19 protein-coding genes and 2 tRNA genes are annotated in these 26,089 nt (G+C 30.3%); 17 read left to right on the top strand and 4 right to left on the bottom strand.

Features of this window, described 5'->3' with window-relative positions:
* The first annotated feature begins 180 nt into the window (after positions 1-180).
* Together GQS57_RS07155 and GQS57_RS07150 are read left to right on the top strand one after the other, a co-directional pair.
* Positions 181-1,377, top strand: a complete 1,197-nt coding sequence (locus GQS57_RS07155; RefSeq protein WP_165731880.1) for an Ig-like domain-containing protein — start codon at positions 181-183, stop codon at positions 1,375-1,377.
* 7 nt (positions 1,378-1,384) lie between these two features.
* Positions 1,385-2,245, top strand: a complete 861-nt coding sequence (locus tag GQS57_RS07150) for a hypothetical protein (protein ID WP_165731879.1) — start codon at positions 1,385-1,387, stop codon at positions 2,243-2,245.
* A gap of 133 nt (positions 2,246-2,378) precedes the next feature.
* Here the strand turns inward: GQS57_RS07150 and GQS57_RS07145 are convergent.
* Both GQS57_RS07145 and GQS57_RS07140 read right to left on the bottom strand, forming a co-directional pair.
* Positions 2,379-2,451: transfer RNA gene (locus GQS57_RS07145), tRNA-Met, on the bottom strand.
* A gap of 222 nt (positions 2,452-2,673) precedes the next feature.
* Positions 2,674-2,746 (bottom strand) — tRNA-Met (locus GQS57_RS07140).
* Positions 2,747-2,924: 178 nt separating this feature from the next.
* Between GQS57_RS07140 and era the strand changes: the two genes are divergently transcribed.
* Positions 2,925-3,809, top strand: coding sequence for a GTPase Era (gene era, locus GQS57_RS07135; RefSeq protein ID WP_165731878.1), 885 nt, complete (start codon positions 2,925-2,927; stop codon positions 3,807-3,809).
* An 89-nt stretch (positions 3,810-3,898) separates the two neighbouring features.
* On the opposite strand, the gene GQS57_RS07130 is transcribed toward era, so the two are convergent.
* Entirely contained in the window at positions 3,899-4,408 is a 510-nt protein-coding gene (locus GQS57_RS07130; RefSeq protein ID WP_165731877.1) for a GTP-binding protein, read from the bottom strand.
* 176 nt (positions 4,409-4,584) lie between these two features.
* Here GQS57_RS07130 and der point away from each other — a divergent pair, with 176 nt between their 5' ends.
* Together der and GQS57_RS07120 are read left to right on the top strand one after the other, a co-directional pair.
* A complete protein-coding gene (gene der / locus GQS57_RS07125) occupies positions 4,585-5,895 on the top strand; it encodes a ribosome biogenesis GTPase Der (RefSeq protein ID WP_165732034.1) in 1,311 nt (436 codons plus the stop codon).
* Positions 5,896-5,973: 78 nt separating this feature from the next.
* The gene (locus tag GQS57_RS07120) at positions 5,974-8,361 is read left to right on the top strand and encodes a GAF domain-containing protein (protein ID WP_165731876.1); all 2,388 of its coding nucleotides are present in this window, start codon (positions 5,974-5,976) and stop codon (positions 8,359-8,361) included.
* Here the strand turns inward: GQS57_RS07120 and GQS57_RS07115 are convergent.
* Positions 8,358-9,560: a Pycsar system effector family protein gene (locus GQS57_RS07115; protein WP_165731875.1), complete on the bottom strand. Its 1,203-nt coding sequence runs from the start codon at positions 9,558-9,560 to the stop codon at positions 8,358-8,360. The genes GQS57_RS07120 and GQS57_RS07115 overlap by 4 nt on opposite strands.
* 191 nt (positions 9,561-9,751) lie before the next feature.
* On the opposite strand from GQS57_RS07115, the gene msrB reads away from it, so the two are divergent.
* The 12 genes from msrB to GQS57_RS07055 all read left to right on the top strand — a co-directional run bounded on the left by msrB (position 9,752) and on the right by GQS57_RS07055 (position 26,085).
* Positions 9,752-10,198: a peptide-methionine (R)-S-oxide reductase MsrB gene (gene msrB, locus GQS57_RS07110; RefSeq protein WP_165731874.1), complete on the top strand. Its 447-nt coding sequence runs from the start codon at positions 9,752-9,754 to the stop codon at positions 10,196-10,198.
* 112 nt (positions 10,199-10,310) lie between these two features.
* Entirely contained in the window at positions 10,311-10,847 is a 537-nt protein-coding gene (msrA, locus tag GQS57_RS07105) for a peptide-methionine (S)-S-oxide reductase MsrA (RefSeq protein ID WP_165731873.1), read from the top strand.
* 55 nt (positions 10,848-10,902) lie between these two features.
* Positions 10,903-12,309: an FAD-dependent oxidoreductase gene (locus GQS57_RS07100; protein WP_165731872.1), complete on the top strand. Its 1,407-nt coding sequence runs from the start codon at positions 10,903-10,905 to the stop codon at positions 12,307-12,309.
* A 1-nt stretch (position 12,310) separates the two neighbouring features.
* Entirely contained in the window at positions 12,311-12,547 is a 237-nt protein-coding gene (locus tag GQS57_RS07095) for a glutaredoxin domain-containing protein (protein ID WP_165731871.1), read from the top strand.
* Positions 12,547-14,103, top strand: a complete 1,557-nt coding sequence (locus GQS57_RS07090) for a YdiU family protein (protein ID WP_165732032.1) — start codon at positions 12,547-12,549, stop codon at positions 14,101-14,103. Before GQS57_RS07095 ends, GQS57_RS07090 begins: the two co-directional genes overlap by 1 nt.
* A gap of 65 nt (positions 14,104-14,168) precedes the next feature.
* Positions 14,169-15,113 (top strand): aldo/keto reductase, encoded by a 945-nt coding sequence (locus GQS57_RS07085; protein ID WP_165731870.1) that lies wholly within the window; start codon positions 14,169-14,171, stop codon positions 15,111-15,113.
* Positions 15,104-15,622 (top strand): peptide-methionine (S)-S-oxide reductase, encoded by a 519-nt coding sequence (locus GQS57_RS07080; RefSeq protein WP_165731869.1) that lies wholly within the window; start codon positions 15,104-15,106, stop codon positions 15,620-15,622. Before GQS57_RS07085 ends, GQS57_RS07080 begins: the two co-directional genes overlap by 10 nt.
* 11 nt (positions 15,623-15,633) lie before the next feature.
* Positions 15,634-16,851, top strand: a complete 1,218-nt coding sequence (locus GQS57_RS07075) for a bifunctional alpha/beta hydrolase/OsmC family protein (protein ID WP_165731868.1) — start codon at positions 15,634-15,636, stop codon at positions 16,849-16,851.
* A gap of 172 nt (positions 16,852-17,023) precedes the next feature.
* Positions 17,024-22,057 (top strand): translocation/assembly module TamB domain-containing protein, encoded by a 5,034-nt coding sequence (locus tag GQS57_RS07070; RefSeq protein ID WP_368855180.1) that lies wholly within the window; start codon positions 17,024-17,026, stop codon positions 22,055-22,057.
* 4 nt (positions 22,058-22,061) lie between these two features.
* Positions 22,062-24,356, top strand: coding sequence for a BamA/TamA family outer membrane protein (locus tag GQS57_RS07065; protein WP_165731867.1), 2,295 nt, complete (start codon positions 22,062-22,064; stop codon positions 24,354-24,356).
* A gap of 105 nt (positions 24,357-24,461) precedes the next feature.
* Entirely contained in the window at positions 24,462-25,481 is a 1,020-nt protein-coding gene (locus tag GQS57_RS07060; protein WP_165731866.1) for an XdhC family protein, read from the top strand.
* A gap of 4 nt (positions 25,482-25,485) precedes the next feature.
* Entirely contained in the window at positions 25,486-26,085 is a 600-nt protein-coding gene (locus tag GQS57_RS07055) for an NTP transferase domain-containing protein (RefSeq protein WP_165731865.1), read from the top strand.
* Positions 26,086-26,089 lie beyond the last annotated feature (4 nt).

The following is a 26,089-nucleotide window of genomic DNA, read 5'->3' as shown; positions in this document are numbered from 1 at the left end:
TAAAATGAAAAGTTTTCTTTAAACTCCTCACTAATTCAATATCAAATTTAATTTTTCATTTTATAGTTTTTATACGGGTTTCCATATTTATAAGTACTTTTTTTTTAAGAAAAAGTTAACTATTATAATGAGGACTGTAAACATTCGTTTTTTTCTACGACAGAATTTAAAATAAAAATAATGAGATCTTTACAATTTATTCTATTCCTTTCACTCATTTTTAATAGCTGTATTGAAGATGATATTATCGCAGATAATCAACCAGAAATATTAAGTTTTAACAACTCCATTACAGAACTTGGTATAAAAAACACGCATCTATACAACACAAAATACACTAATAATATAGGAGAAATAACAACTCCTCAAATTAATTGGAACAGCAGCAATGCTAACATTGTATCTGTTTCTAACACCGGCTTACTTACAGCACTATCCATAGGAACATCCGTAATTACAGCTTCTGTAACAACTGAAAGTGGAAGTATTATTACAAACGAAAACAATATAGAAGTTATAGCTGTTGATAAAAAACTAACAATAGATAATGTTATTGAAGAGATAATTATCTCTAAAACACACCAATACACTTCAACTTTTACAAATGAACTTGGAGAGATAGAAGATTTAAAAGTATCTTGGAATAGCTCTCACCCCTCTATTATTACGGTTTCTAACGAAGGCTTAATTACAGCTATTAGTGAAGGTACAGCAACCGTTACAGCAAGTACCACAACAGCAGACGGAAAAACAATTAACACGGAAGATACAGTAGCGGTAGTAACTATAGACGAACGTATAAGTATTAATAACCCAATAGAAGAGTTAAACATAAGCAATACCCACCAATACACCACAACATACACTAACAGTAGTGGAGAAACAGAGAACACTGCTATTACTTGGCAAAGTTCTAACACAAACGTATTAACAGTTTCTAATACCGGCTTAATAACCGCAATTGCACCGGGAGAAGCTGTAATTACAGTAACAGTAAACTCTTCTAATAACACGCTTACAACCCAAGATTCAGTAATTGTTATTGGCAACACCACTCAAGAAAAAACAGGAACTTTAAAAACATCAAGTAGTTATGAACTTAGAGGTGATTTTACTTTAAAAGAAATACCAAACACAAATGATTTAGAGTTAACAATTGACGAAAACTACAAAGCATCAGACAGACTACCTGGTTTATACTTATACTTTACCAATAATATAAATACAGTAGCAAATGCTAAAGAAATACAAAAAGTTACTGTGTTTGAAGGAGCCCACACATATATTATAAAAAATACAGGTATTAATGATTTTACACATTTATTATATTGGTGTAAACCATTTGGTGTAGACGTAGGAAATGGAGAAACTAAATAAAAGAAACATGAAAAAACATACAATTACATTCGTTTTAATAGTATTAGCAAGTAACATTAGTTTTGCACAATGGACTAAAGGAAAAGGAAATGGATATTACAAACTTGCAGGGTGGCAATTACAGTATGATGAGCATTATACAGATACAGGAGCTAAAGACCCTAATAGAACTAGAACTTTGTTTAACACTAGTATCTATGCAGAATATGGGTTAAGTAATAAATTTGATGTTATTGCATACGTACCATTTTTTGCTAGCTCTTCTCAGAATAATCAAATTTCAGGTACTACAGGAGGAACTATTAGCCAAGGGGAAACAGTAAATTCTTTTGGAGATGTAGATTTAGGTATTAGGTATGGTTTATACAAGAAAGGAAATTGGGCTGCTGATATAAAACTAACATTAGGCTTACCAACAGGTGATAATAATGGTGGTAGCGATGGTAGTTTTCAAAATGGAGATGGAGAATTTAATCAAATTCTATCATCATCTCTTGGTTACTCTACATCTTATAAAGACAAACCTATTTACTTAAAATCTTATTTAGGTTACAACAATAGAAGTGAAGGTTTTTCTGATGAATTTAGGACTGGCTTAGAAGCAGGAATCAATTTAATAAACAATAAACTTTGGCTAATTACAAGGTTAAATGTTGTAAAATCTTTTAAAAATGGATCATTAAATGCTACCAATAGTAATGGAAGTATTTTTGCAAACGATATTGAATACAGTAGTTTTGGTTTTGAAACAGCTTACTATATTACTAAAAAACTAGGTATTTCACTAGGCTTCGACTCTGCTTTTTCTGGTAAAATAATAGCCGCAAGCCCTTCTTTCTCTGGAGGAATATTCTTAGATATAAAATAATTTTACATTATAAAGAGTAATTAAAAAAAGCCAAAATATGTATTTATTTTGGTTTTCTTATTTTTAAGCATTAATCCCTTTAAATTTAGTGCAAACAAAAAAGAGGAATCATTTCTGATTCCTCTTTGCTTAGTAGCGGGAACTGGACTCGAACCAGTGACCTTCGGGTTATGAGCCCGACGAGCTACCTACTGCTCTATCCCGCGATATTGTTTCAGAAATAACAACTTAGCTTTTAACTTTCGAATCATAAAATCGACCCGTTATTTCCGGCGGCAAATATACAACTTAATTAGAGAATTGTGCTCTTTTTAAATAAAAAATATAAATATATTTTTTATTTATCCATTTTCAACAAAAAATCAACCTTCAAAAATAAAAATTAAAGTAAAAAAAAAGAGTAATCATTGCTGATTACTCTTTGCTAGTAGCGGGAACTGGACTCGAACCAGTGACCTTCGGGTTATGAGCCCGACGAGCTACCTACTGCTCTATCCCGCGATATTGTTTCAGAAATAACAACTTAGCTTTCAACTTTCGAATCATAAAATCGACCGTTATTTCCGACTGCAAATATACATCTTTATTAAATAACTGACCAAACTTTTTTTTACTTTTTTAAAACATTTTTTAATACACTAAATTCTAATCAAATATAAAAAGGAATTATCTTTGCACTATGACGCATAAAGCAGGTTTTGTAAATATTATCGGAAATCCTAACGTAGGTAAATCAACATTAATGAATGCCCTAGTAGGTGAAAAGCTGTCTATCATAACAGCAAAGGCACAAACAACGAGGCATAGAATCTTAGGAATTGTAAATGAAGACGACTTTCAGATTGTCTTTTCCGATACTCCGGGTATTCTAAAACCTGCCTACGAGTTGCAGTCTTCTATGATGGATTTTGTAAAATCTGCCTTTGAAGATGCAGATGTACTTATCTATATGGTAGAAGTTGGTGAAAAAGAATTAAAAAATGAAGCTTTCTTTAAAAGAATCATCCATAGTGAAATTCCTGTAATCTTATTATTGAATAAAATAGATAAGTCTTCTCAGGAAGAAGTGGAAGAAAAAATTGAATATTGGAAAAATAAAGTTCCGAATGCTGAAGTGTTTGTAATTTCTGCATTAGAGAAATTTAATGTTCCTGCGGTTTTCGATAAAATAAAAGAATTATTACCAGAAGGTCCTGCTTTTTATCCGAAGGATCAATTAACAGATAAACCTGAACGTTTTTTTGTAAATGAAAAAATTAGAGAGAAAATTCTAATGCATTATAAAAAAGAGATTCCGTATTCTGTAGAGGTAGAAACTGAAGAATTTATAGAGGAAGAAAATATTGTGAGAATTCGTTCTATTATTATGGTAGAAAGAGAAACTCAAAAAGGAATTATCATTGGTCATAAAGGATCTGCACTAAAACGTGTTGGTGCAGAAGCTAGAAAAGATTTAGAAAAATTCTTTGAGAAAAAAGTTTTTATAGAACTATATGTAAAGGTTAATAAAAACTGGCGTAGCGATAAAACGCAACTAAAACGTTTTGGCTATAATCAAGGTTAAATAAGAAAGAACTCTATAAAACCTATTCTTAAAATATCATTCCCGTTAATGTTGCTTGTAACAGATAAAAACGGGAATGAAGTTAATATTTATTGCTCAATAATAGTGATTAACAGATTGTGCAATTCTTTCATTTGATTTTTTCCAGTCTCTTTACCTATACTTCCTAAAAAGTATAATAACAACCATATTAAAGGTAGCGCAACCAATATAGCAATAGGAAACACCAAACTCTCTCCTAAACGATATTGCACATAAGCGAACACTCCTACTCCTAAAAACAAGGTAGCTACCACAAAATGGACAAACATAAAAAGTGTCCACACTTGTGGTTTTGGCCCAAATAGTCCTTTTAAGGTAGAAGAGTTCTTATCTACTTTTACAATTTCGAAATGCAATTGTGGCGACCAAAAATGACTTTTTCTCACAGGAATATCAATAAACACATGTTTATCTGCAACATTACTCCTATATATACAAGCATCACTTTTTAGATACGTTGTAATTCTTTCTAGCAATTCTTCAGGATTCTCTTTTAAATCAATAGAAAATCTAGGCCTTAAAAAAAAATCACTATTCCTTTTTTCTTGAATACTCATTAAATTGATATTATTTTTTAAATGTAATTAAAAATTCCATTTTGATAACAATTCAAGCAAAAATCAATAGAAAAACAAGATAAACTTCGTTAGATTTTTTCAGTATTTTAAAGACTTTATTTTTTACATCTTTCTTACAAGCTTAAATTGTATCTTTGCAAAAATTTTCAATAGAGATGAACAGTATTGTTGCCATTGTAGGAAGACCAAATGTAGGAAAGTCAACGCTTTTTAATAGACTGGTACAAAGAAGAGAAGCCATTGTAGATTCTGTAAGCGGAGTTACAAGAGATAGACATTATGGGAAATCTGACTGGAATGGTAAAGAATTTTCAGTAATTGACACTGGTGGATACATTACTGGTTCTGATGATATCTTTGAAGGTGAAATTAGAAAACAAGTAAATCTTGCCATTGATGAAGCAGATTTAATTGTTTTTGTAGTAAATGTAGAAGACGGAATTACACCTATGGATGCGGAGGTTGCTAAACTTTTACGCAAGGTTAAAAAACCAATTTTTACGGTAGTTAATAAAGTTGATAACGCAATGCGTGAACCTGATGCTATAGAGTTTTACAACTTAGGCTTAGGAGAATACTTTACAATTGCTTCTATTAACGGAAGTGGAACTGGAGAATTATTAGATGCATTAGCAGAAAAAATGCCAGAACCAGAAGCAGTAGATTTAGAAGAAGTAGCATTACCAAGGTTTGCTGTAGTTGGGAGACCAAACGCAGGTAAATCATCATTTATAAACGCTTTAATTGGGCAAGATAGAAATATTGTAACTGATATTGCGGGTACAACAAGAGATTCTATTGACACGAAATACAATCGTTTTGGTTTCGATTTTAACTTAGTAGATACTGCTGGTATTCGTAAAAAATCTCGTGTTAAAGAAGATTTAGAATTTTATTCTGTAATGCGTGCTGTACGGACTATTGAATATTCTGATGTTATTGTTTTAGTGGTAGATGCAACTCGTGGTTTTGAAGGTCAGGATCAAAATATATTTTGGTTGGCAGAAAAGAACAGAAAAGGAGTTGTAATCTTAATTAATAAATGGGATTTAATAGAGAAGGAAACCAATACCATGCGAGATTTTGAAGCAATGGTAAGAAAACAAATTGAACCATTTACAGATGTGCCAATTGTATTTATTTCTGCTTTAACTAAACAACGTTTGTTTAAAGCGATTGAAACTGCAGTAGAAGTTTTTCAAAAAAGAAAGACTAAAATACAAACGAGTAAGTTTAATGAAACCATGTTAGATATCATTAAAACTTCTCCGCCTCCTGCAATAAAAGGAAAGTTTGTAAAAATTAAATACTGTATGCAATTGCCTACGCAAACACCGCAATTTGTATTTTTCTGTAACTTACCACAATATGTTAGAGATTCTTACAGACGTTTTCTTGAAAACAAATTAAGAGATATTTACGATTTTTCTGGAGTACCAATTACTATTTATTTTAGACAGAAATAAACCTATTCTGTAACTTTTGTTACTTTTATACGTCTAAGACAATAGTAATATTGTAATTATATATTCTATCTATAAGGCATGAAAATTATTGAATCGAAGTTAGTAGCTGAAACGGATTTACCATTACAACTAAACGTATCTTTTAACAAGATTTTTGACTTGTTTAAAAAGTATGCGGATATAGAGTATGCAAAACATCCATATCATAGTTCTGCTAAAAAAATGGTGCAATTAATTAACAAGCATCCAGAATTAAATGATGGTTTTTCTGATTACTCTTTATTAGATAAGTATAAAGAACAGATAGATTTATTACTAAACCCCTTATTTCCAGAACCTTTATTATTAAACGAAATAAAAGCAGCAAGTATCCCTTTCTCTTTTACTTCTTTTAAATTTACAAATCGTTTTGAAAATATTTTAAAAAATGCAGGTGAAAACTACGAATTAAATGTTCGTAATTTTGAAGAAGATAGTATGTACATTATGGCATGTACATTTATTTTAAGCTTTGTACATGGTTTTAATGTTGATTTAAAAAGACCCTTCTATTTTGATATTCCAGATAATACAACTGGAACAATGAAATATTATAGAACCACCTTTAATGGAGATTTTTCGGATATTACAGCTACAGAAAACGCACCTAAACTAACAGAAAAAGACTTTAAAGAATTACTGAACAACTTCGATAATATAGCCTTATGGAAAGAGAAATTCCCTCCAAATAGTTATATTTTTAAAGGATTCGGACTTATTAGTTTGTTTGATGTTACTTCAGAAGAAATGCTGTCTTCTATTAAAGCAAACTTATTAGAAGGCGGACAAGATTTAATTCCGAAGCTTCAAAGTAACTTAAGAGATTTTTACAGTATTAGAGATTTAAAATTAGGGTATTCTATTTTTGATAACGTAAATACCAAAATTTGTGAAACGCAGGTTAATAAATCCAATAGTTTAATTTTAAACCATGGAATAGAAATAAATTGCGACTCTGGCTACTTTTGCAACACCATTATGCAAAAAGTTTTTAAAGATCATGAAACTTATATCATTTCTGATGTAGCAGATTATGGCGTAAAAACAGGCAACAACCTTTTTTCTAAGAATCTTCAAGAAAACAACATTCAGAGTATCATATTAATTCCTATTAAAGCAACAAATAATGGAGATTTGGCTTTATTAGAAATTGCTTCACCAAGAGCCTATGATTTAAACTCTGTAAATATCAATAAATTAAAAGATATTATTCCTGTTTTTGAAGCTGCTGTTAAAAGAACTTCAGAAGAGCGTCAAAATATCTTAGAAGCTACCATTCAAGAAAATTATACATCCATTCACAGTTCTGTAAAATGGCGTTTTTATGAAGCCGCAGAAAAATACCATACTGCTCGTCAAACCAATACCAACGCAAAATTAGATGAAATTGTATTTAATGATGTGTATCCGTTGTTTGGACAAAGTGATATAAAAGGATCTTCTGTTGCTAGAAATAAAGCAATTCAAGAAGATTTAACCACGCAATTAACCTTAGCAATTACAGTTTTAAAAGATGCTTGTAAAACAGAAAAACTCCCTATTTATAATGAGTTAATGTTTAGGGTTACTTCTTATTTAAATGATGTAAAAGAAGGTTTAAACGCAGGTGATGAAATAAGTATTTTAGACTTTTTAAATAGAGAAATTTACCCTGTTTTTAATCATATCAACAAAATTAGCACAGAACTTTCTCAGAAAGTGAGTGTTTATATGAAACGTTTAGATAAAAATCTAAATGTAGTGTATGAAAAAAGGAAAGAATACGAGAATAGCGTTACACTTTTAAATGATAAACTAGCACAGTTCTTAGACAACAAACAAAAGCAAGCCCAAGAAATGTTTCCTCATTATTTTGAGCGATACAAAACAGATGGTGTAGAGTACAACATGTACATTGGACAGGCTATTACAAAAAAGAAAAAGTTTGATGATCTGTATTTGTACAACCTTCGTTTATGGCAGTTACAGACGACTTATGAAATGGAAAACTTAGCATTTTATGAGCGTAAAAACATGCAACATGATTTACAAGTTGCTTCCTTAATTCTAGTACATAGCAATGCAATGGCTATTAAATTTAGAATGGATGAAAAGCAATTTGATGTAGATGGAGCTTACAATATTAGATACGAAATTATTAAAAAGAGAATTGACAAAGCAAACATAAAAGGAACAAATGAACGTTTAACAGTTCCTGGAAAAATTGCCATTGTATATTCTCAAGATAAAGACGCTATAGAGTACATCAAATACATTAATTACTTGCAATCTAAAAATCAATTAGGAAAAATTGAATTTTTAGAATTGGAAGATTTACAAGGTGCTTCTGGTTTAAAAGCATTGCGTGTGGAAGTTAAATATCAAGAACATTTTGATGAAAACAAAACCATCACTTTTAACGATTTGATAAAAGAAATTGAGGCCTAAATAGCCGTATCTAAACTATAAAAAGAAATTACAAAAGCCAAGACACTTACTATAATGCCAATCATAAAAACGGTATATGTAATTCTTAATATTTTATATTTCCTATTTAAAACGAGTCCAAGAAAATACAAATCTTTGGTTAAAGAGCTATACAAATAATCTCTGTCTTGCATCATTTCTTGAATTCCCCACTCAAAATCAGGTAATTTCATTTGATGAAAATTTCCAAAAAATAGTAAATTCACCTTTTTATTAGCCACATCTTCCTTTGTAAACTTTCCTTCAGTAACATTAGGTCTTGTAGCCAAAATAGATAATATAATAGAGGCTACTGTAAAAAATATAAATATAATTGTTGGTATTATTAAAAAGCTATTTGAAGGTTTATCTAATTTTGGGAGTAAAGTAGATAAGGCCAAAGAAACAATAATGGCATTTACAGAAAGTAAAATATTTGCTTTTGTATCTGCAATATTACTTAATGTCATATGATTTTTTAAAGCCACTCTAAACATGGTTTCTACACCTCTTTCTGGAACTTCAACTTTATTTTTCTTCAACTTTAACGTTTCTTTCTTCTGATTAAACTTCGCTAAATTTTCTTTTATTTTATGTTGATTTTTCAACAACTTAGCTACATTCTTATTTTTTCCTTTACTCCAATTTTTTAAAGCATAATCTGTATGATATTTATGCTCCTTTGTTAAAAAATTAATATTTAGTGCAATCCATTCAGTATCTAAAAATTTCTTATTTTCTATACTTTCCCATTCTTTTCTTAACAACTCCAACTTGTCTATAAAGCTTTTACTTCCTAGATGCGCACAATCTGCATCCATTATAATCTGCTCTAATTGATTATCAGGTTGATTCCCCATTTTAGTCGCTAAAATCAATTTAGAGATTACCGCTATTCTTCCAGCATCAACATTATTTTCATTTAAAAAATTGGTCGCTATTTTTACACTTTCAGATTCATGTTTTTTTGCATCTTTTATAAATCCGGTATCATGAAACAAAGCTGCAAGCTGTAAATTTTCTTTAGAAATTGCATCTATATTTAAATTTTCTGCAAGTTCTGTTGTATAAGCAACCACATCTTGTGTATGTGTTATATTATGATATACATAAACAGCATCTAACTCCTTATTTAATAAATTAAAAACATATTTTTCTGCATCTAAAACTAATGTGTTCATTGTAAAATTATTTTATATATAAATAGGAAGAAATGATCATTTGCTCTACCACTTTATCAATATTGGTCGTAAATTTATGTTTTGCTTTCAACAGCTTACAAATTAACAATTATTTGTAATGTAACAAGTGTTTTTACGTCTAAAAAAACTATTAACATTATAGTACTAATTTAAAAAGAAAAGAAACAAATATGCTTACTTGGAAAGAAATTATCAACTTTAGTGTAAAAGGAAATCCAACTCCAGATAAAAGAGTTGAAAAGTCCGAAAAAGAATGGAGGGCTCAATTAACTGCAGAACAATTTAGAATTACAAGACAAAAAGGTACAGAAAGACCACATACAGGAGCTTTGTGTAGTATTTATGATGAAGGCCGATACAACTGTGTTTGTTGCAATACTCCTTTATTTGATTCTACCATAAAATTCGATTCTAGTTCTGGTTGGCCAAGTTTTACGCAACCTATTAAAGAAAATGCCATTAAATATCATAAAGATGTTTCTTTTGGTATGGTTCGGGTTGAAGTGATGTGCAATACTTGCGATGGTCATTTAGGTCACGTTTTTCCTGATGGACCGGAACCAAGCGGATTGCGTTATTGTATTAACTCTGAATCGATGGTTATTGATAAAAAATAATTTAATTTTAAAAACAGTCTAATGTCATTCCGAACGAGGAACGAGGAGGAATCTTATTATTTATTTAGAGATTACCTCGTCATTCTTCCTCGTAATGACAAAGAAAACATAAATGAATAAAAATTTACAAGTTGCTACTTTAGGAGGTGGCTGTTTTTGGTGTACAGAAGCTGTATTTCAAGAAGTAAAAGGTGTAGAAGAAGTAGTTTCTGGTTATGCAGGTGGCAATGTTCCTGGAGAACCAACTTACAGAGAAATTTGCTCTGGCTTAACAGGTCATGCAGAAGTAATTCAAATAACGTACGATGCAAATGTAATTTCGTATGAAGATGTTTTAGTCATTTTTATGACAACGCACGATCCTACAACCTTAAATCAACAAGGAGCAGATAGAGGAACTCAATATAGGTCTGTGGTTTTTTATCATGATGAAAATCAACAAAAAATTGCTTCAGAAGTTTTAAAACAGATTCAAGATTATTATAATGATAAGATAGTAACTGAGTTAAGTGCTTTACCTATTTTTTATAAAGCAACAGAAGAACATCAAAATTATTATAGAGAAAATACACAACAAGGGTATTGTAGTTTTGTTATTGAGCCAAAATTAGCTAAATTGAGAAAATTACATGCAGATAAATTAAACTAATAAAATAGGTTTTAGGTTGTGGCTAATCTAAAATCTATTTATAATCCACAAAAAAATGACTGAGATTTTACTATACGGCGCAGATTGGTGTCCAGATTGCAGAAGAGCAAAAACGTATTTAAAAGAAAACAACATAGAGTTTACTTTTGTGGATGTAGATTTAGATAAGGAAGCAACTGCAAAAGTAGAAGCTATTAACAACGGAAAACGTATTATTCCTACACTTATAATTAGAGGAAAATCATACACAAACCCTAACAACGTAGAATTAGCTTCAGTTTTAGGAATCAACGAAGTTGGTAACGTTCAGTTATTTGGTGCAGATTGGTGTCCAGATTGTAGAAGAGCAAAAAGCTTTTTAACAGATAATGGTATCAATTTCGATTTTGTGGATGTAGACAAATACAATTGGGCAACTAAAAAAGTAGAAGAAATTAACAACGGAAAACGCATTATTCCTACCGTTTTAATTGATGATGTTCCTTATACAAACCCAGATAACGTAAAATTAACTAAGCTTCTTTCTATCAATGTAGAAAAAGAACATAAAGTTTTTGACACCATTATTATTGGTGGTGGTGCTGCAGGTTTAACAACATCTATTTATGCGCAAAGAGATCGCTTTGATACGTTAATTTTAGAAAAATCCACCATAGGTGGAAATGCCTTTTTAACAGAAAAAATTGAAAACTATCCTGGTTTTACTTCTATTTCTGGTCCTAAATTAATGGAAAAGATGGAAGATCAAGCCAAGACATACGGCGCTGTTATTAAAACAGGTGAAGAAGTTATTGGTATAGAGAAAAAGGATAATTTATTTTCGATAGAGACAAAAGGAACTACCTATTTAGGTAAATCGGTTGTTTTATCAACAGGTTCTACGTATAGAAAATTAGGCATCCCAAATGAAGAAGAATTAATTGGATCTGGAATCCATTTTTGTGCAACTTGTGATGGTGCTTTTTATAGAGACAAAGATATTATTGTAATTGGTGGTGGAAATTCTGCTTTAGAAGAAGGTATCTTTTTAGCTGGTTTTTGTAAAAGCGTAAAAATAGTAAACCGATCAGAAAACTTTTCTGCATCTGAAACCTATGTAGAAAAACTAAAGAGTATTGATAATATTTCTACCTATATGAATAAAACTTCTTTAGAATTTATTTCTGATGAAAAAGAATTATTTAAAGCTTTAAAAGTAAAAGACAATGCTACCAACGAAGAATCTTTATTAGAAGCAGATGGTGTATTTATTTTTATTGGATTGATTCCAAATACACAATCTTTTAAAGGAATTGTAGATTTAGACAAAAGAGGTTTTATACAAACCACAGCATTAGCACAAACTTCTGTTGATGGAATTTTTGCTGCCGGAGATTGTAGAGAAGGTGCAATTGCTCAAGTAGCCGCTGCCACCGGAGAAGGCGTTTTAGCAAGTTACGGAATTAGAAGTTTTTTAAAATAAAATGATTAAATTATTTGGCACAGAAAGCTGCCATAAAACCCAATATTATAAAACATTTTTAGAAACGCGTAATTTAAATTACGCGTTTTTAGATGTTAAAAAGAATGAACTTTTTGCAGAAGAATTACGTAACTTGTATGAAAATAGAAAATTAAACTTTCCTACAATTACTATTAATGATAAAAAATTAAGAAATCCTTCTGATAAAGATTTGATTAAATGGATTGACACATTATGATGAAACTAAATATAAAAGACACTTTTACTTCAGAACTGCCTTCAGATTCTAATTTAGAAAACTCAAGAAGACAAGTAGAAAACGCTGCTTTTTCTTATGCAAATCCAAAGAAAACAGCAAAACCAGAAGTACTACACGTTTCACAAGAAATGGCTACTGAATTGGGTATTTCTGAGGAAGAAACAAAATCAGAATTCTTTAAAAATATTGTTACTGGAAACGAGATTTATCCGAATACAAAACCCTTTGCAATGTGTTATGGCGGACATCAATTTGGCAATTGGGCAGGACAATTAGGCGACGGAAGAGCTATTAATTTATTTGAAGTTGAACATCAAAGTAAGAACTGGAAAGTACAGTTAAAGGGTGCTGGGGAAACTCCGTATTCTAGAACTGCAGATGGTTTGGCGGTTTTACGTTCATCCGTAAGAGAATATTTATGTGCAGAAGCTATGTTTTATTTAAACGTACCAACCACAAGGTCTTTGTCTTTAAGTTTGTCTGGTGATACTGTTTTACGTGATGTTTTATACGATGGAAATCCAGCGTATGAAAAAGGTGCCATTGTTTCTAGAATTTCGCCAAGTTTTTTACGTTTTGGAAGCTTCGAGATTTTTGCAGCTAGAAAAGACACAGAGAATTTAACGAAGTTAGTTGATTACACTATCAAACATCATTTTCCGCATTTAGGAGCTCCATCAAAAGAAAGTTATATCAACTTTTTTAAGGAAGTTTCTGAGCGTACTTTAAAAATGATTATCGATTGGCAACGTGTTGGTTTTGTACACGGAGTAATGAATACGGACAACATGTCTATCTTAGGTTTAACCATAGATTTTGGTCCTTATGGTTGGTTAGAAGGCTTTGATTTTGGCTGGACACCAAATACAACCGACAGTCAACACAAACGTTACCGTTACGGAAATCAACCAAATATTGGTTTGTGGAACTTGTATCAACTAGCAAATGCTTTGTATCCGATCATTGAAGAAGTAGATCCTTTAAATGCAATTTTAGAGCAATATAAAATCGATTTTGAAGTACAATCTTTACAGATGATGAAATCGAAGTTAGGTTTGGTTTCTTCGGATGATGACGATTTAAATTTGATACAAGAATTAGAAGATAATTTACAATTGGTAGAAACAGACATGACTATTTTCTTTAGAAATTTAAGTCGTTTTGTTGATGAAACAACTGCCTTTAAATTAATCGAAGCTGCTTTTTATGATGTAGAAAATATTTCTGACGAAGTAAAAAATAGATGGAATACTTGGTTTAAAAAATATGCTAATAGACTGGCTATAGAACGAATTTCATCAGAAGAAAGAAAAGAACAAATGAATTTGGTAAATCCTAAATATGTGCTTAGAAACTATATGTCTCAAATGGCAATTGACGAAGCAGATAATGGAAATTACACTTTAATTGATGAATTGTTTCAACTATTAAAAAAACCATATGCAGAACAACCAAAAAGCGAAAAATGGTTTGCAAAAAGACCAGAATGGGCACGGAATAAAGTAGGTTGCTCTATGTTATCTTGTAGCTCATAAAACTATATACAATTAAGACCTCACAGGTTTTAAAAACCTGTGAGGTCTCTTAAAATAATACAAATATGAAATTAGGATTAGGAACCGCCGCTTTAGGAAGACCACAATACATTAATGTTCGTACAGAAAATTGTGACAACTCCAACTTAGCAGCCTTTAGAAAACAAAGTTTTGCAGTTTTAGAAGAAGCGTATAATTTAGGAATTCGTTATTTTGATACTGCTCCTGGTTATGGTTTGGCAGAAGAATTAGTCTTAGAATGGGTGCAAACGAAAAACGACAACACTATTGAAATCGCCACAAAATGGGGTTATACCTATACCGCCAATTTTGACGCGAACGCAACGGTTCATGAAGTAAAGGAACATAGTTTGTCTAAATTAAATGAGCAATGGATTTTTTCTAAACAACTCCTGCCCTATTTGAAAGTGTATCAAATTCATTCTGCAACTTTAGAAACTGGGGTTTTAGAAAACAAGGACGTTTTAGAGCGATTGGCTTTCTTAAAAAAAGAACACAATCTAAAAATAGGATTGACCACCACAGGAACCAACCAGGTTGAAGTAATTAAAAAAGCACTGAATGTTTTGGTTGATGGAAAACAAGTATTTGATTTATTTCAGGTGACTTATAATTTTTTAGACCAAAGTTTACAAGAAGTTTTAGAAGAATTAGTTCATCAAAATAAATCGATTGTCATTAAAGAGGCTTTGGCAAATGGAAGAGTTTTTAAGAATGAAAGCTATCCTCATTACGCTAAAATGTATGCAACTTTAGAAAACTTAGCTAAAAAACACCAAGTTGGTGTTGATGCTATTTCTCTAAAATATTGCGAGCAAACAATTCCGGAAAGTATTGTTTTAAGCGGAGCAAGTTCAACAGAACAACTAAAAGAAAATCTAAAACTGAATTCTTTTACCTTGTCTGCTGATGAAATTGAAACACTAGACGCTTTAAAAGTTGCTCCTGAACCATATTGGACAGAACGCAAGCAATTGGCATGGAATTAACCAAAGTTGCTTTTGGTGGTGGTTGTCATTGGTGTACAGAAGCTGTTTTTCAAACCTTAATTGGTGTAGAAAAAGTGGAACAAGGTTGGGTTGCATCGACTGAAAATAATAATACATTTTCTGAAGCAGTTATTGTGTATTTTAATACTGATAAAATCAATTTAAAAACATTGATTGAAATTCATTTATTAACGCATAAAAGTACGAGTGATCATTCCATGAGAACAAAATACCGTTCTGCGGTTTATTATTTTTCCAATCAACAAAAAGAAGATAGCTTAAAAATAATTGAAGAATTACAAATCAGTTTTAAAGATAAAATTATTACAAAAGTATTAACGTTTAAAGAGTTTAAACCGAATACTGCTGAATTTCAAAATTATTACCAATCAAATCCTGATAAACCTTTTTGTCAGAATTACATCAACCCTAAGTTGACATTTTTATTACAGCAATTCTCGGAAAAGATAGACAAACGTAAAGTTGCTCATCTTATTTCGACTACCTAAAAAACAGAAGCATGAACACTATTAGATTAGAAATTGAAAATAAAAAAGGCTTAAAATTACAAGCATATTTAGAATTACCTGCAAATGAAAAACCGAATCAATTTGCCATTTTTGCACATTGTTTTTCTTGCAACAGTAATTTTAATGCCGTAAAAAATATCAGTCGTTCTTTGTCTAATCATGGTTTTGGCGTTTTACGTTTCGATTTTACAGGACTAGGAAGAAGTGAAGGCGAATTTGCTGAAAGTCACTTTTCTGCCAACGTAGAAGATTTGTTAGCGGTAAATGCTTTTTTAGAAAAAAACTACAAAGCACCATCATTATTAGTTGGTCATTCTTTGGGTGGAGCGGCAGTTATTGTAGCGGCTTCAAAATTAGAAAACATAAAAGCGGTTGCCACTGTTGGCGCTCCTGCAACTGTTGGGCATGTAACTCACTTATTTTCTCATGGAACAGCAGAAATTCCAGAAAAAGGAGATATCGAAGTAAAAATTGGAGGTCGTCCTTTTAAAATAAATCAAGATTTTGTAAACGATTTCAGCAAAACAGATTTACCTAAAATCATTAAAAATTTACGCAAACCAATCTTGGTAATGCACGCTCCTTTTGATACCGTCGTTGGTATAGAAAATGCAGAAAAAATTTATCACAATGCCATGCATCCAAAGAGTTTTGTTAGTTTAGATGGTGCAGATCATTTATTATCAAAATCAAAAGATAGTATTTATGTTGGTAATATGATTGGTACTTGGGTAGAACGTTATTTTGAGTCTGAAGAGAACAATATGATTTCTACCGAAGGTGAACAATTGGTAGGACATCTAAACTTATTAGAAGACAATTTTACAACTTCTATTCAGACTAAAAAACATGCTTTTATTGCTGATGAACCTGCAAATATTGGTGGTGATGATTTTGGTCCTTCTCCGTATGATTTTTTAAGTGCAGGTTTAGCTGCTTGTACAGTAATGACTTTAAAAATGTATGCAGAACGTAAAAAATGGGATTTACAAGAAGTCTTTGTATATATTACCTATTCTAAAAAACATAGCGACGATTTAGGTATTGCTGTAGATAAACCAACCAGATTTGATCATTTAAATAAAAAATTAAAGTTTGTTGGGAATCTAGATGAAAAACAAATACTACGTCTAAAAGAAATTGCAGCTAAATGCCCTGTTCACAAAACATTACAAAGCGAAGTTATTATTGAAACAGAAATCGTTTAATTTTAATGCTTAGAACATCAATCTTACTTAAAACATAAAAAACTTTTTTCAATTTGGTTTATTAAAACATGAAATCGTTAAGTTTTAGCAAAAGAGTCAAAAATTTATGATATTAGGACAATTTGAATAAACTTAGCAAGTTACATTTGCATAACTAAAATTGTCCGTTATAGTGTCTAAAAAAATAAAGAATAAAAAATATCGCTTTTTAAGAAGATTCTTACGAGTTTTTTTAGGACTAATCATTCTTGTTGGTTTTTTAATACTTTTTATTAGAAGCCCTTGGGGACAAAGTGTTATTGTTGATAAGGCAGTAAACTATGTTACCGATAAAACAAATACTAAAATTACTGTAGACAAGCTATTTTTAACTTTTAAAGGTGGTTTGCAATTAGAAGGTTTGTATGTAGAAGACACCAAAGGAGACACATTGGTATATTCTAAATCTTTAGAAGCAAACCTACCTCTTTGGGGAATGATTAAAGGAGGTACCGTTGGTGTAGACAATTTAGAATGGAATGGTTTACGTGCCAATATTATAAGAAAAGACAGTCTTTCTGGGTATAACTTTCAGTTTTTAATAGATGCATTTGCATCAGAAGAACCAACTCCTGTTGTTGAAGAAACAACTTCGGAGCCTGTAGATATTGTTCTTGGAAATATTGATTTATCAAGTATTAATGTTGTTTTTAAAGATGATGTAATAGGAATTGACAGTCATTTTAAAATTGGAAATCTAACTGCCAATATGGATAAAATTGATTTGCAAAAAATGATTTTTAATGCTGATGAAATTTCACTTTCTGATACTAATATTAAACTGATTCAAAAAACTGTAGCACCAGACACCTCAACTACAGAAAGTATTTTACCCTTTTTATCTGCAAATAAAATAGCCTTAAAAAATGTAAAAGCGTATTATAAAAACCCTGGTGGCCAATTAATTTCTAACATAAATATTGATGAATTTTATACAGAAATTCCTGAAATTGATTTATCAAAAAACAAAATTAATCTTACCACTTTACAGCTTAAAAACGCTGATATTCTTTTAAAAACAGCTTCAACGAATTCAACTGTTACAGAAACAACTACAAATAGTAATACCGCTTTTGTTTGGCCAGATTTTGATGTGCAGATAGATGATATTAATCTAGAAAACAACAAGATTCAGTATTTTGTAAATGATGAAAAAATTGTTAAAAACACTTTTAATCCGAATGCGATTGTTGTAGAAAATTTGACACTAAAGGTTTCTGATATTTTCTTGAAAGACAAAAAAGCAGGTTTACAATTACAGACTTTTAATTTTAAAGAAAAATCTGGATTCAACTTAACCGAGTTTGCATTAAATACAAAACTTAGTGATAAAGAATTTGAAGTTTCAGATATAAATATTCAGGTTGATAAAAACAGAATCTCTGGTTTTGCAAAAGCAAATTATAATTCAATTTCTCAACTAATTTCATCACCAGAAAAAACTAACATTCAATTAAAAATACCTTCGTTTAGTCTTTGGTTAGAAACCCTTTTTAAGTTTCAACCAACATTAAAAGAAAATGAATACGTTAATAAATTAAGTAAAAAAAGCCTTACCGGAACATTGAATCTTAATGGTACTTTGGCTGATGTAAATATTAATAACACGAATGTTAATTGGGGAAACTCTACAAAAATATCTTTAGACGGAAACTTTAAAAATGTTACTGATACAGATAAATTACAACTGAACATTTCTAACTTTAAAGCAAAGACAAAACGAAATGATCTTTTACAAATTGTAGACGAAAAAGAATTTGGCATTCATTTACCCGAAGATATTTTGATTACAAGTAACGTAGATGGTACTTTAAATAACATAGCAACAACTACAAAAATAAACACAACACAAGGTCTTGCAACTATTAAAGGAAGCTTTAAAAACGAAGCAAAAATTAGTTATGATATAGATCTAAATATTGATAAATATAATATTGGTTCACTTTTAATAAACCCTAATTTTGGTCAATTAAGTGTTACCTTAAACTCTTCTGGGAATGGTAAAAATCTTGAAGATTTAGACGCCAAATTATCAACAAATATTTCTAAATTTCAATTAGAAAATTACACTATTACAGATTTAAATATCAATGGAATTTTAAAAAATAGCAAAGGTAAAATTACATCAACTTATAAAGACAAAAATCTAAATGTAGACTTAAACGGAATTGTAGATTTAGATTCTATAAATACAAAAGCAACTTTAAATCTAAACCTAATTGGCGTAGACTTACAAGCGCTTGGTTTAATGGAACGTAATGTAAAATCTGCTATGGAACTTTCTTTAGATTTTACAGGGAATTTAGAAAAATACGCCGTAAAAAGTAATATAAAAAACGGAGTTGTTGTATATAATAATCAAACTTATTTATTAGGTTCTTTATCCGCTAACGCGTTTGTAGACAAAGACACCACAGCTGTTTCTATCAACAATAAAATGATAGATTTAAACTTAGAATCAAACACAGATCCGCAAACATTTAGCACAGCATTGCAACGTCATGTTTCTAGTTATTTTTATAAGGATAGTATTGTTTTAGACACCATCACAAACCCTGTAAATTTAATTTTAAAAGGTAAAATTTCTCAAACACCACTTTTAAACGAGGTTTTTCTAGTCAATTTAAAAGATTTAGACACCGTAAATATTGATGTAGATTTTAAAGAGAAAAAACAACTCTTAACAGCTAATATTACAGCACCACACATTAACTTTAGTAATAATGAATTAGACAGTTTGTCTTTTTCTATGAATACAAATAAAGAAGATTTCAATTTTAATTTAGGTTTTAAAAACATAACAGCAGGTCCTTTAAATGTGCCAAAAACCATTATCAAAGGAAACCAGAAAGACAAAGAATTATCGCTTAATTTTTTAAGTTTTTACGAAGGAGAAAAATTAATGAATATAAACTCTCTTATTACAAAAGAGAACAATCAATTAAAATTTACAATAAAAAATGATAGCTTATTATTAAATAGTAATAATTGGAAAATACCTAAAACCAATGCTATTCTTTTTGAGAATGATAAATTATCATTTTCCGATTTTAAAATCAGTTTTGAAAATCAATTTATAGAAATTACAGATAAAGTTTCTAATATTTCTAAAGATCATATTGCTCTAAATTATGAGAATTTTAAAATTGATGAAATTTTTAATTATTTAAGTCCAGAAAAGGAGATTACAACAGGAGTTTTAAATGGAAAATTTATTCTAGAACAACCTTTTGGAAACACTGGTATTATTGCCGATTTAAGCATTAGTCAATTACAAGTATTAAAAACAAACTTTGGTAAATTAAGTATTGATGCAAAATCTTTAGAAAACGGAAAATATGATTTTAATGCATCTTTAAAAGAAGGCGATGTAGATTTAGACATTAAAGGAGATTATTTAGCAGAAAATAATGATGCCAATCTAAATTTAGATTTGCTAATTAATTCTTTTAAAATGAAAACCTTAAATACACTTTCTTTAGGAGAAATTAAAGAAACTTCGGGTAGTTTTTCTGGAGAATTTAAAATAACAGGTCAAACTTCTGAACCTGTTTATAAAGGAAATTTACATTTTACAAATGCAGCTTTTAATGTTGCCAAGCTAAACGCTAAATTTAAGTTACAAGACGAAACTTTAAATATTGATAACAGCGGTTTAAGCATGTCTAACTTTACCATTTTAGATGCAGAAAACAATTCGCTTGTATTTTCTGGTGCTATAAAAACCAAGAGCTTTATAAACCCTACATTTAATTTAGATATTAAAGCAAAGAATTTTAGCGTGCTAAATGCTACAAGAAGAGACAACGAAACTCTTTACGGAAAAGTTTCTTTTAATGCAGATGCAAAACTAACTGGAGACTTACAAATTCCTAAATTAGACACTAAATTAGTAGTAGGTTCAGACACAGATATTACTTACGTTTTACCTGCTAGTTACACAAATATAGAAGAAAGAGATGGTATTGTTTCTTTTGTAAATAGAGAAAACCCAGACGCTATTTTAACGCAACAAGAAGAAGAAACTGCAACAATTACAGGTTTTGATGTAAAGGCACTTTTAAAAATTGATAAACAAGCTGCAGTAACCGTTATTATTGATGAAGAAACTGGTGATAATTTTAATGTTTCTGGTGATGGAGATTTCATCTTGCTAATGAACCCAAATGGAGATTTATCTTTAACTGGTGCTTTTGAAGTTTCTAAGGGACAATATGAACTAAATTTATACAATGTTGTAGACAGAAAATTTGTTTTAGTTCCTGGTAGTCGTATTTCTTGGGCAGGAGATCCTCTTGATGCAAAGTTAGACATACAAACAATGTATACTTTAAAAACATCTGCTTCAGATTTAATGGCATCTCAAATTTCTGGCGAAGATTCATCTGTACAAAACAAATACAAACAAGTACTGCCTTTTAATGTGTATTTAAATATTGCAGGCGAATTGTTACAACCAAAAATATCTTTTAATTTAGACATGCCAGAAGATCACCAAGGAGCTATTAGCGGTCAGGTTTACGATCGTGTGCAACAGATTAATCAACAAGAAGAGCAATTAAATAAACAAGTTTTTTCTTTATTAGTTTTAAGTAGGTTTTATCCAGATTCTGGCAGCGACGGAAGTTCTGGTGGTTTTGCTTCTATTGCAAAAAACAATTTAAATGATGCCGTTTCTGGGCAATTAAATTCTTTTTCTGATAAACTTTTAGGAAACTCTGGTATTCAATTAGATTTTGGTTTAAACAGTTTTACAGATTACCAAGGCGATACACCAACCGATAGAACTCAATTAGATATTGCTGCACAGAAAAAGTTATTTAACGATCGTTTAACCGTAAGAGTTGGTAGCGAAGTAGACATACAAGGAAGTAGCCAAACGGGGGAAGAATCTCCTTTAATTGGTAACGTAAGTTTAGAGTATAGAATTACAGAAGACGGCAGATATAGTTTAAAAGGTTTTAGAAAAAATGAATTTGAAAATGTAATTGACGGACAAACTATTGTTAGCGGAATTGCATTAATTTTCACCAAAGAATTTAATGAATTTCAGCAACTTTGGGATTCTATTTTACGTTCTAAAAAAGATAAGAAAAACGTAAAAACCAAAGAGGATAAAGAGGATAAAGAGGATAATAAAGTTGAAAATTCTGATAATAAAAAGTAAATAAATGTTGAAAAAAATCTATAAAAAACACCTTTTTTTAATAGTCCTATTCGTGTTTATGTACGCTTGTGGTATCAAAAAACACATTCCAGAAAACAAACGTTTGTATACTGGTGCTACCATAGAAATAGAAGCAGATTCTATTGTAGAAAAAGTAACAGAACTAAAAACAGATTTGTCTTCTGTATTGAGTAAACAACCCAATACAAAGTTTCTTGCTATGCATCTTGGTTTGTATTATTACTATAAAAATCAGCAAGAAAAAACCAATTTCTTAAACAAATGGCTGTACAGGAAAATAGGACAAAAACCTGTTTATCAATCAGATATAAATGAATTAGAAAACAAAAAAATCCTAATCAATAAATTGGAAAATTATGGTTTTTTCTATAGCAGCGTTAGTTCTAACTTTAAAGAAGAAGATAAAGAAGCTTCTATAACATATAATTTAAAAATACCTGCTCCTTATAAAATAGCAACCTACAAAATAGACAGTATGGTTTCGCCTATTTATAAAGATGTAAAAGAATTAACTAAAACAAGTATCATTAAAGAAGATACGCGTTTCGATTTGGGTATTTTAAAATTAGAAAGAGCACGATTAGATACAGAATTAAAGCAAAAAGGATATTATAATTTTAATTCAGATTTTTTACTTTTTGAAGCTGACACAAATAGACGTAACACAAAAAAGTTCGATTTATTTTTAAAACTAAAAGCAAAGGTTCCAAAAAAATCTACGGTTCCATATAAAATTAATAAAATCAATATTTATCCGAATTATAATTTAAATGATTCTACAGAAGTAAAGAATATTCGTTTTAAAGAAAAAACATATCATCAAGATACCGTGTTTTTCGAGCCTAAATATTTAGACGATTTTATCACCCTAAAAGAAGATGATTTTTATAACCCATTAACGTCTAAAAACACTGCTAGAAGACTTTCTTCAATTGGTACATATAAGTTTGTAAACATTCAATATAAAGAAATTAAAGACGCACTTACAGATACTATTGGTAGTTTAGAAGCCAATATTTTTTTATCACCTTTAACAAAACGCGCCATACGTGCAGAATTGCAAGCGGTTACAAAATCTAATAATTTTGCAGGTCCAGAATTAGCAATAACGTATAGTAATAGAAATTTATTTAAAGGAGGAGAAACGTTAAGTATTAGTACAAATATTGGTTACGAAACACAAATATCTAGCAGTAATAATTCTGGTTTAACCAGTTTAGAATTAGGTTTAAAAGGAGAACTTAGTTTTCCTAGAGTTATTTCTCCATTTGCTATCAATAAAGATTTTTTCGATTATTCTATTCCGAAAACAAAAACAAGTTTAAGCGCCACATATTTAAATAGAAGTCAACTGTATACACTTTTATCGGGTACTGCCCTTTTTGGGTATACATGGAATGCTAATAAATATATTACGTATGAGTTCAATCCTATTTCTGTAAATTATACACGTTTATCTAATACTACAGATGAGTTTCAAGAAATTTTAGACAACAATTCTTATTTAGAAAGTAGTTTTGATCAGCAATTTATTAGCGGACTTACCTTTTCTTTTACCTATAATGAAATGTTGAGTTCCACTAAAAAACATCAACTTTACTTGCAATCTACCTTAGACGTTGCAGGTAATTCTATTAGTTTGTTTGATAAAGAAACAGATGAAGCCAATGAGTTTTTAGGTTTAGAATATGCACAATACGCTAAAGCGGATGTTGATTTTAGGTATCATTATAATTTTGGTAACAAGAATGAACAAACAATTGCTACCAGATTATTTGCTGGTTATGGTTATGCTTATGGTAATTCTGAGGTTATTCCGTTTGTAAAACAATATTATTCTGGTGGACCTTATAGTGTAAGAGCATTTAGCATAAGATCTTTAGGACCGGGAACTTATGACGGAAATAATACAGACGATGATAGTTCTTATTTTGATAAAACAGGTAACGTACGTTTAGAAGCCAATTTAGAATATCGTTTTCCAATTGTTTCTATTCTTAAAGGTGCCGTTTTTGTAGATGCAGGAAATGTTTGGAATACTGTTTCTAATTCAGATTTTAATGATGAAGACGGTAATGTTACAGATAAGTTTACGTCAAATTTTATAAATGAATTAGGTATGGGAGCTGGTTTTGGTTTGCGAATAGATGTACAAGGTTTTGTAATTCGTTTTGATTTGGCTGCTCCTTTTCATGATCCTTCTTTAGAAGAAGATAAACGATGGGATTTTAGAGCAGACGAACCTGTTTTTAACTTTGCAATTGGTTATTCTTTTTAAGTTGATAATGTTTTTACAAAGACAAAAATGCTCCATATTTTTAGTATACTTAAAAAAAGAAGCAACAAAAGTTTTATATTTAAACCTAAATTATAGTATTTATTAATGAATCACGAACTTAAAGAAATTATAAATCAGGCGGTCATCAACCAACAAAAAGGTTTGAAAAATGTATTGGCAACCGTAGTACATTTAGAAGGTTCTTCTTACAGAAAACCAGGTGTACGCATGTTAATTTCTGAAGATCTGAGTTCTGTTGGAGCCGTGAGTGGTGGTTGTGTAGAAAAGGAAATTAAACACAGAGCTAAAAGTGTTTTTTCTGATAACAAACCAAAAGTCATTACATACGATGGGAGGTATAAATTAGGCTGCGAAGGTGTTTTATATGTTCTAATAGAACCTTTTTTTATTACGGATGAATTTCTTACTCATTTTTCGAAAGCAAATTCAGATAGAGAAACCATACATATTGCAAGTTACTTTACCGATGAAAATGAAGCTTTTGGTAATTTTGGTTCTATAATTACTTTTCACAATAAAAAACAATTTACGTTTTCTGAAGGATTTAATCATCAGTATAAAAAAGACCTTATAATTTTCTCTCAAATAGTACAACCTAGTTTTAGGTTGATTATAATTGGAGGCGAACACGACGCTGTTAAACTCTGTAAAGTAGCCGCAACATTAGGTTGGGAAATTGATGTGATAACCTGTAATAAGGATTCTAAAGAATTAAAAGATTTTCCGGGAGCAAATTCGGTAAACGGTGACTCTGCAGAAACCATTCAATTTACAAGTATTGAAGAAAATACGGCTATTGTAATTATGAATCATAGTTATGTACAAGATTTAAAATACGTTATAAAACTGTCTGAATATACACCAAAATATATTGGTATTTTAGGTGCACCAAACAGAAGAGAACGATTGTTTAACGAGCTTTTTGAATTTGTACCAGATATTTCTGATGAATTTTTAGAAACTATTTATACACCTGCAGGTTTGCATATTGGTGCAGAAACTCCAGAAGAAATTGCCGTTTCTATTGTTGCGGAAATACTCTCTATAATTAGAAAAAAAGAGCCTTTTTCTTTAAGGAAACTGGCGGGAAAAATTCATACCTAAATTTATGGAAAACATTGCTATTTTAGTTTTGGCTGCAGGCAAATCATCTAGAATGAATAGCATAAAACAGTTAGAAAAAGTAAATCATAAAACACTTTTAGAACTCACTTTAGAAAAAATAGAACGTATTTCTACATCAAATATTTTTTGTGTTTTAGGCGCAAATTCGGATAAAATTAAATCAGAAATAAGTTCTAAAAACGTTCAATTTATTGAGAACACCAATTTTGAAGACGGATTAAGTTCAAGCATCGTTTCTGGCATTCAGTATTTTAAGGATAAAGATTTCCATTATGAAGGTCTTTTTATCTTATTAGCGGATCAACCAGCCATTGATGTTGCTTATATTGAAGATATGCTTCATTTATTTAAACAAAATAAAGATAAAATCATTGCCTCTAACTATGGTAAAAAATTAGGTGTTCCTGCGATTTTTCCTAAAAAGTATTTTTCTAATTTATTTCTGATAAAAGGAGACAAAGGCGCAAAAGAATTCATCAACAATAAGAAAAACGAAGTTCTTTTTTCTACAATAAAAACAAACTTCTTAGACATAGATACCAGAGAAGACTTGCAACGATATAAAAACTCAATTTTAAAATAGTTAT

Source organism: Polaribacter sp. 20A6, assembly GCF_011378915.1.
In the GTDB taxonomy this organism is placed as follows: domain Bacteria; phylum Bacteroidota; class Bacteroidia; order Flavobacteriales; family Flavobacteriaceae; genus Polaribacter; species Polaribacter sejongensis.
Note: the sequence above shows the minus strand (reverse complement) of the source record. Positions and strands in the feature narration are given on the sequence as shown.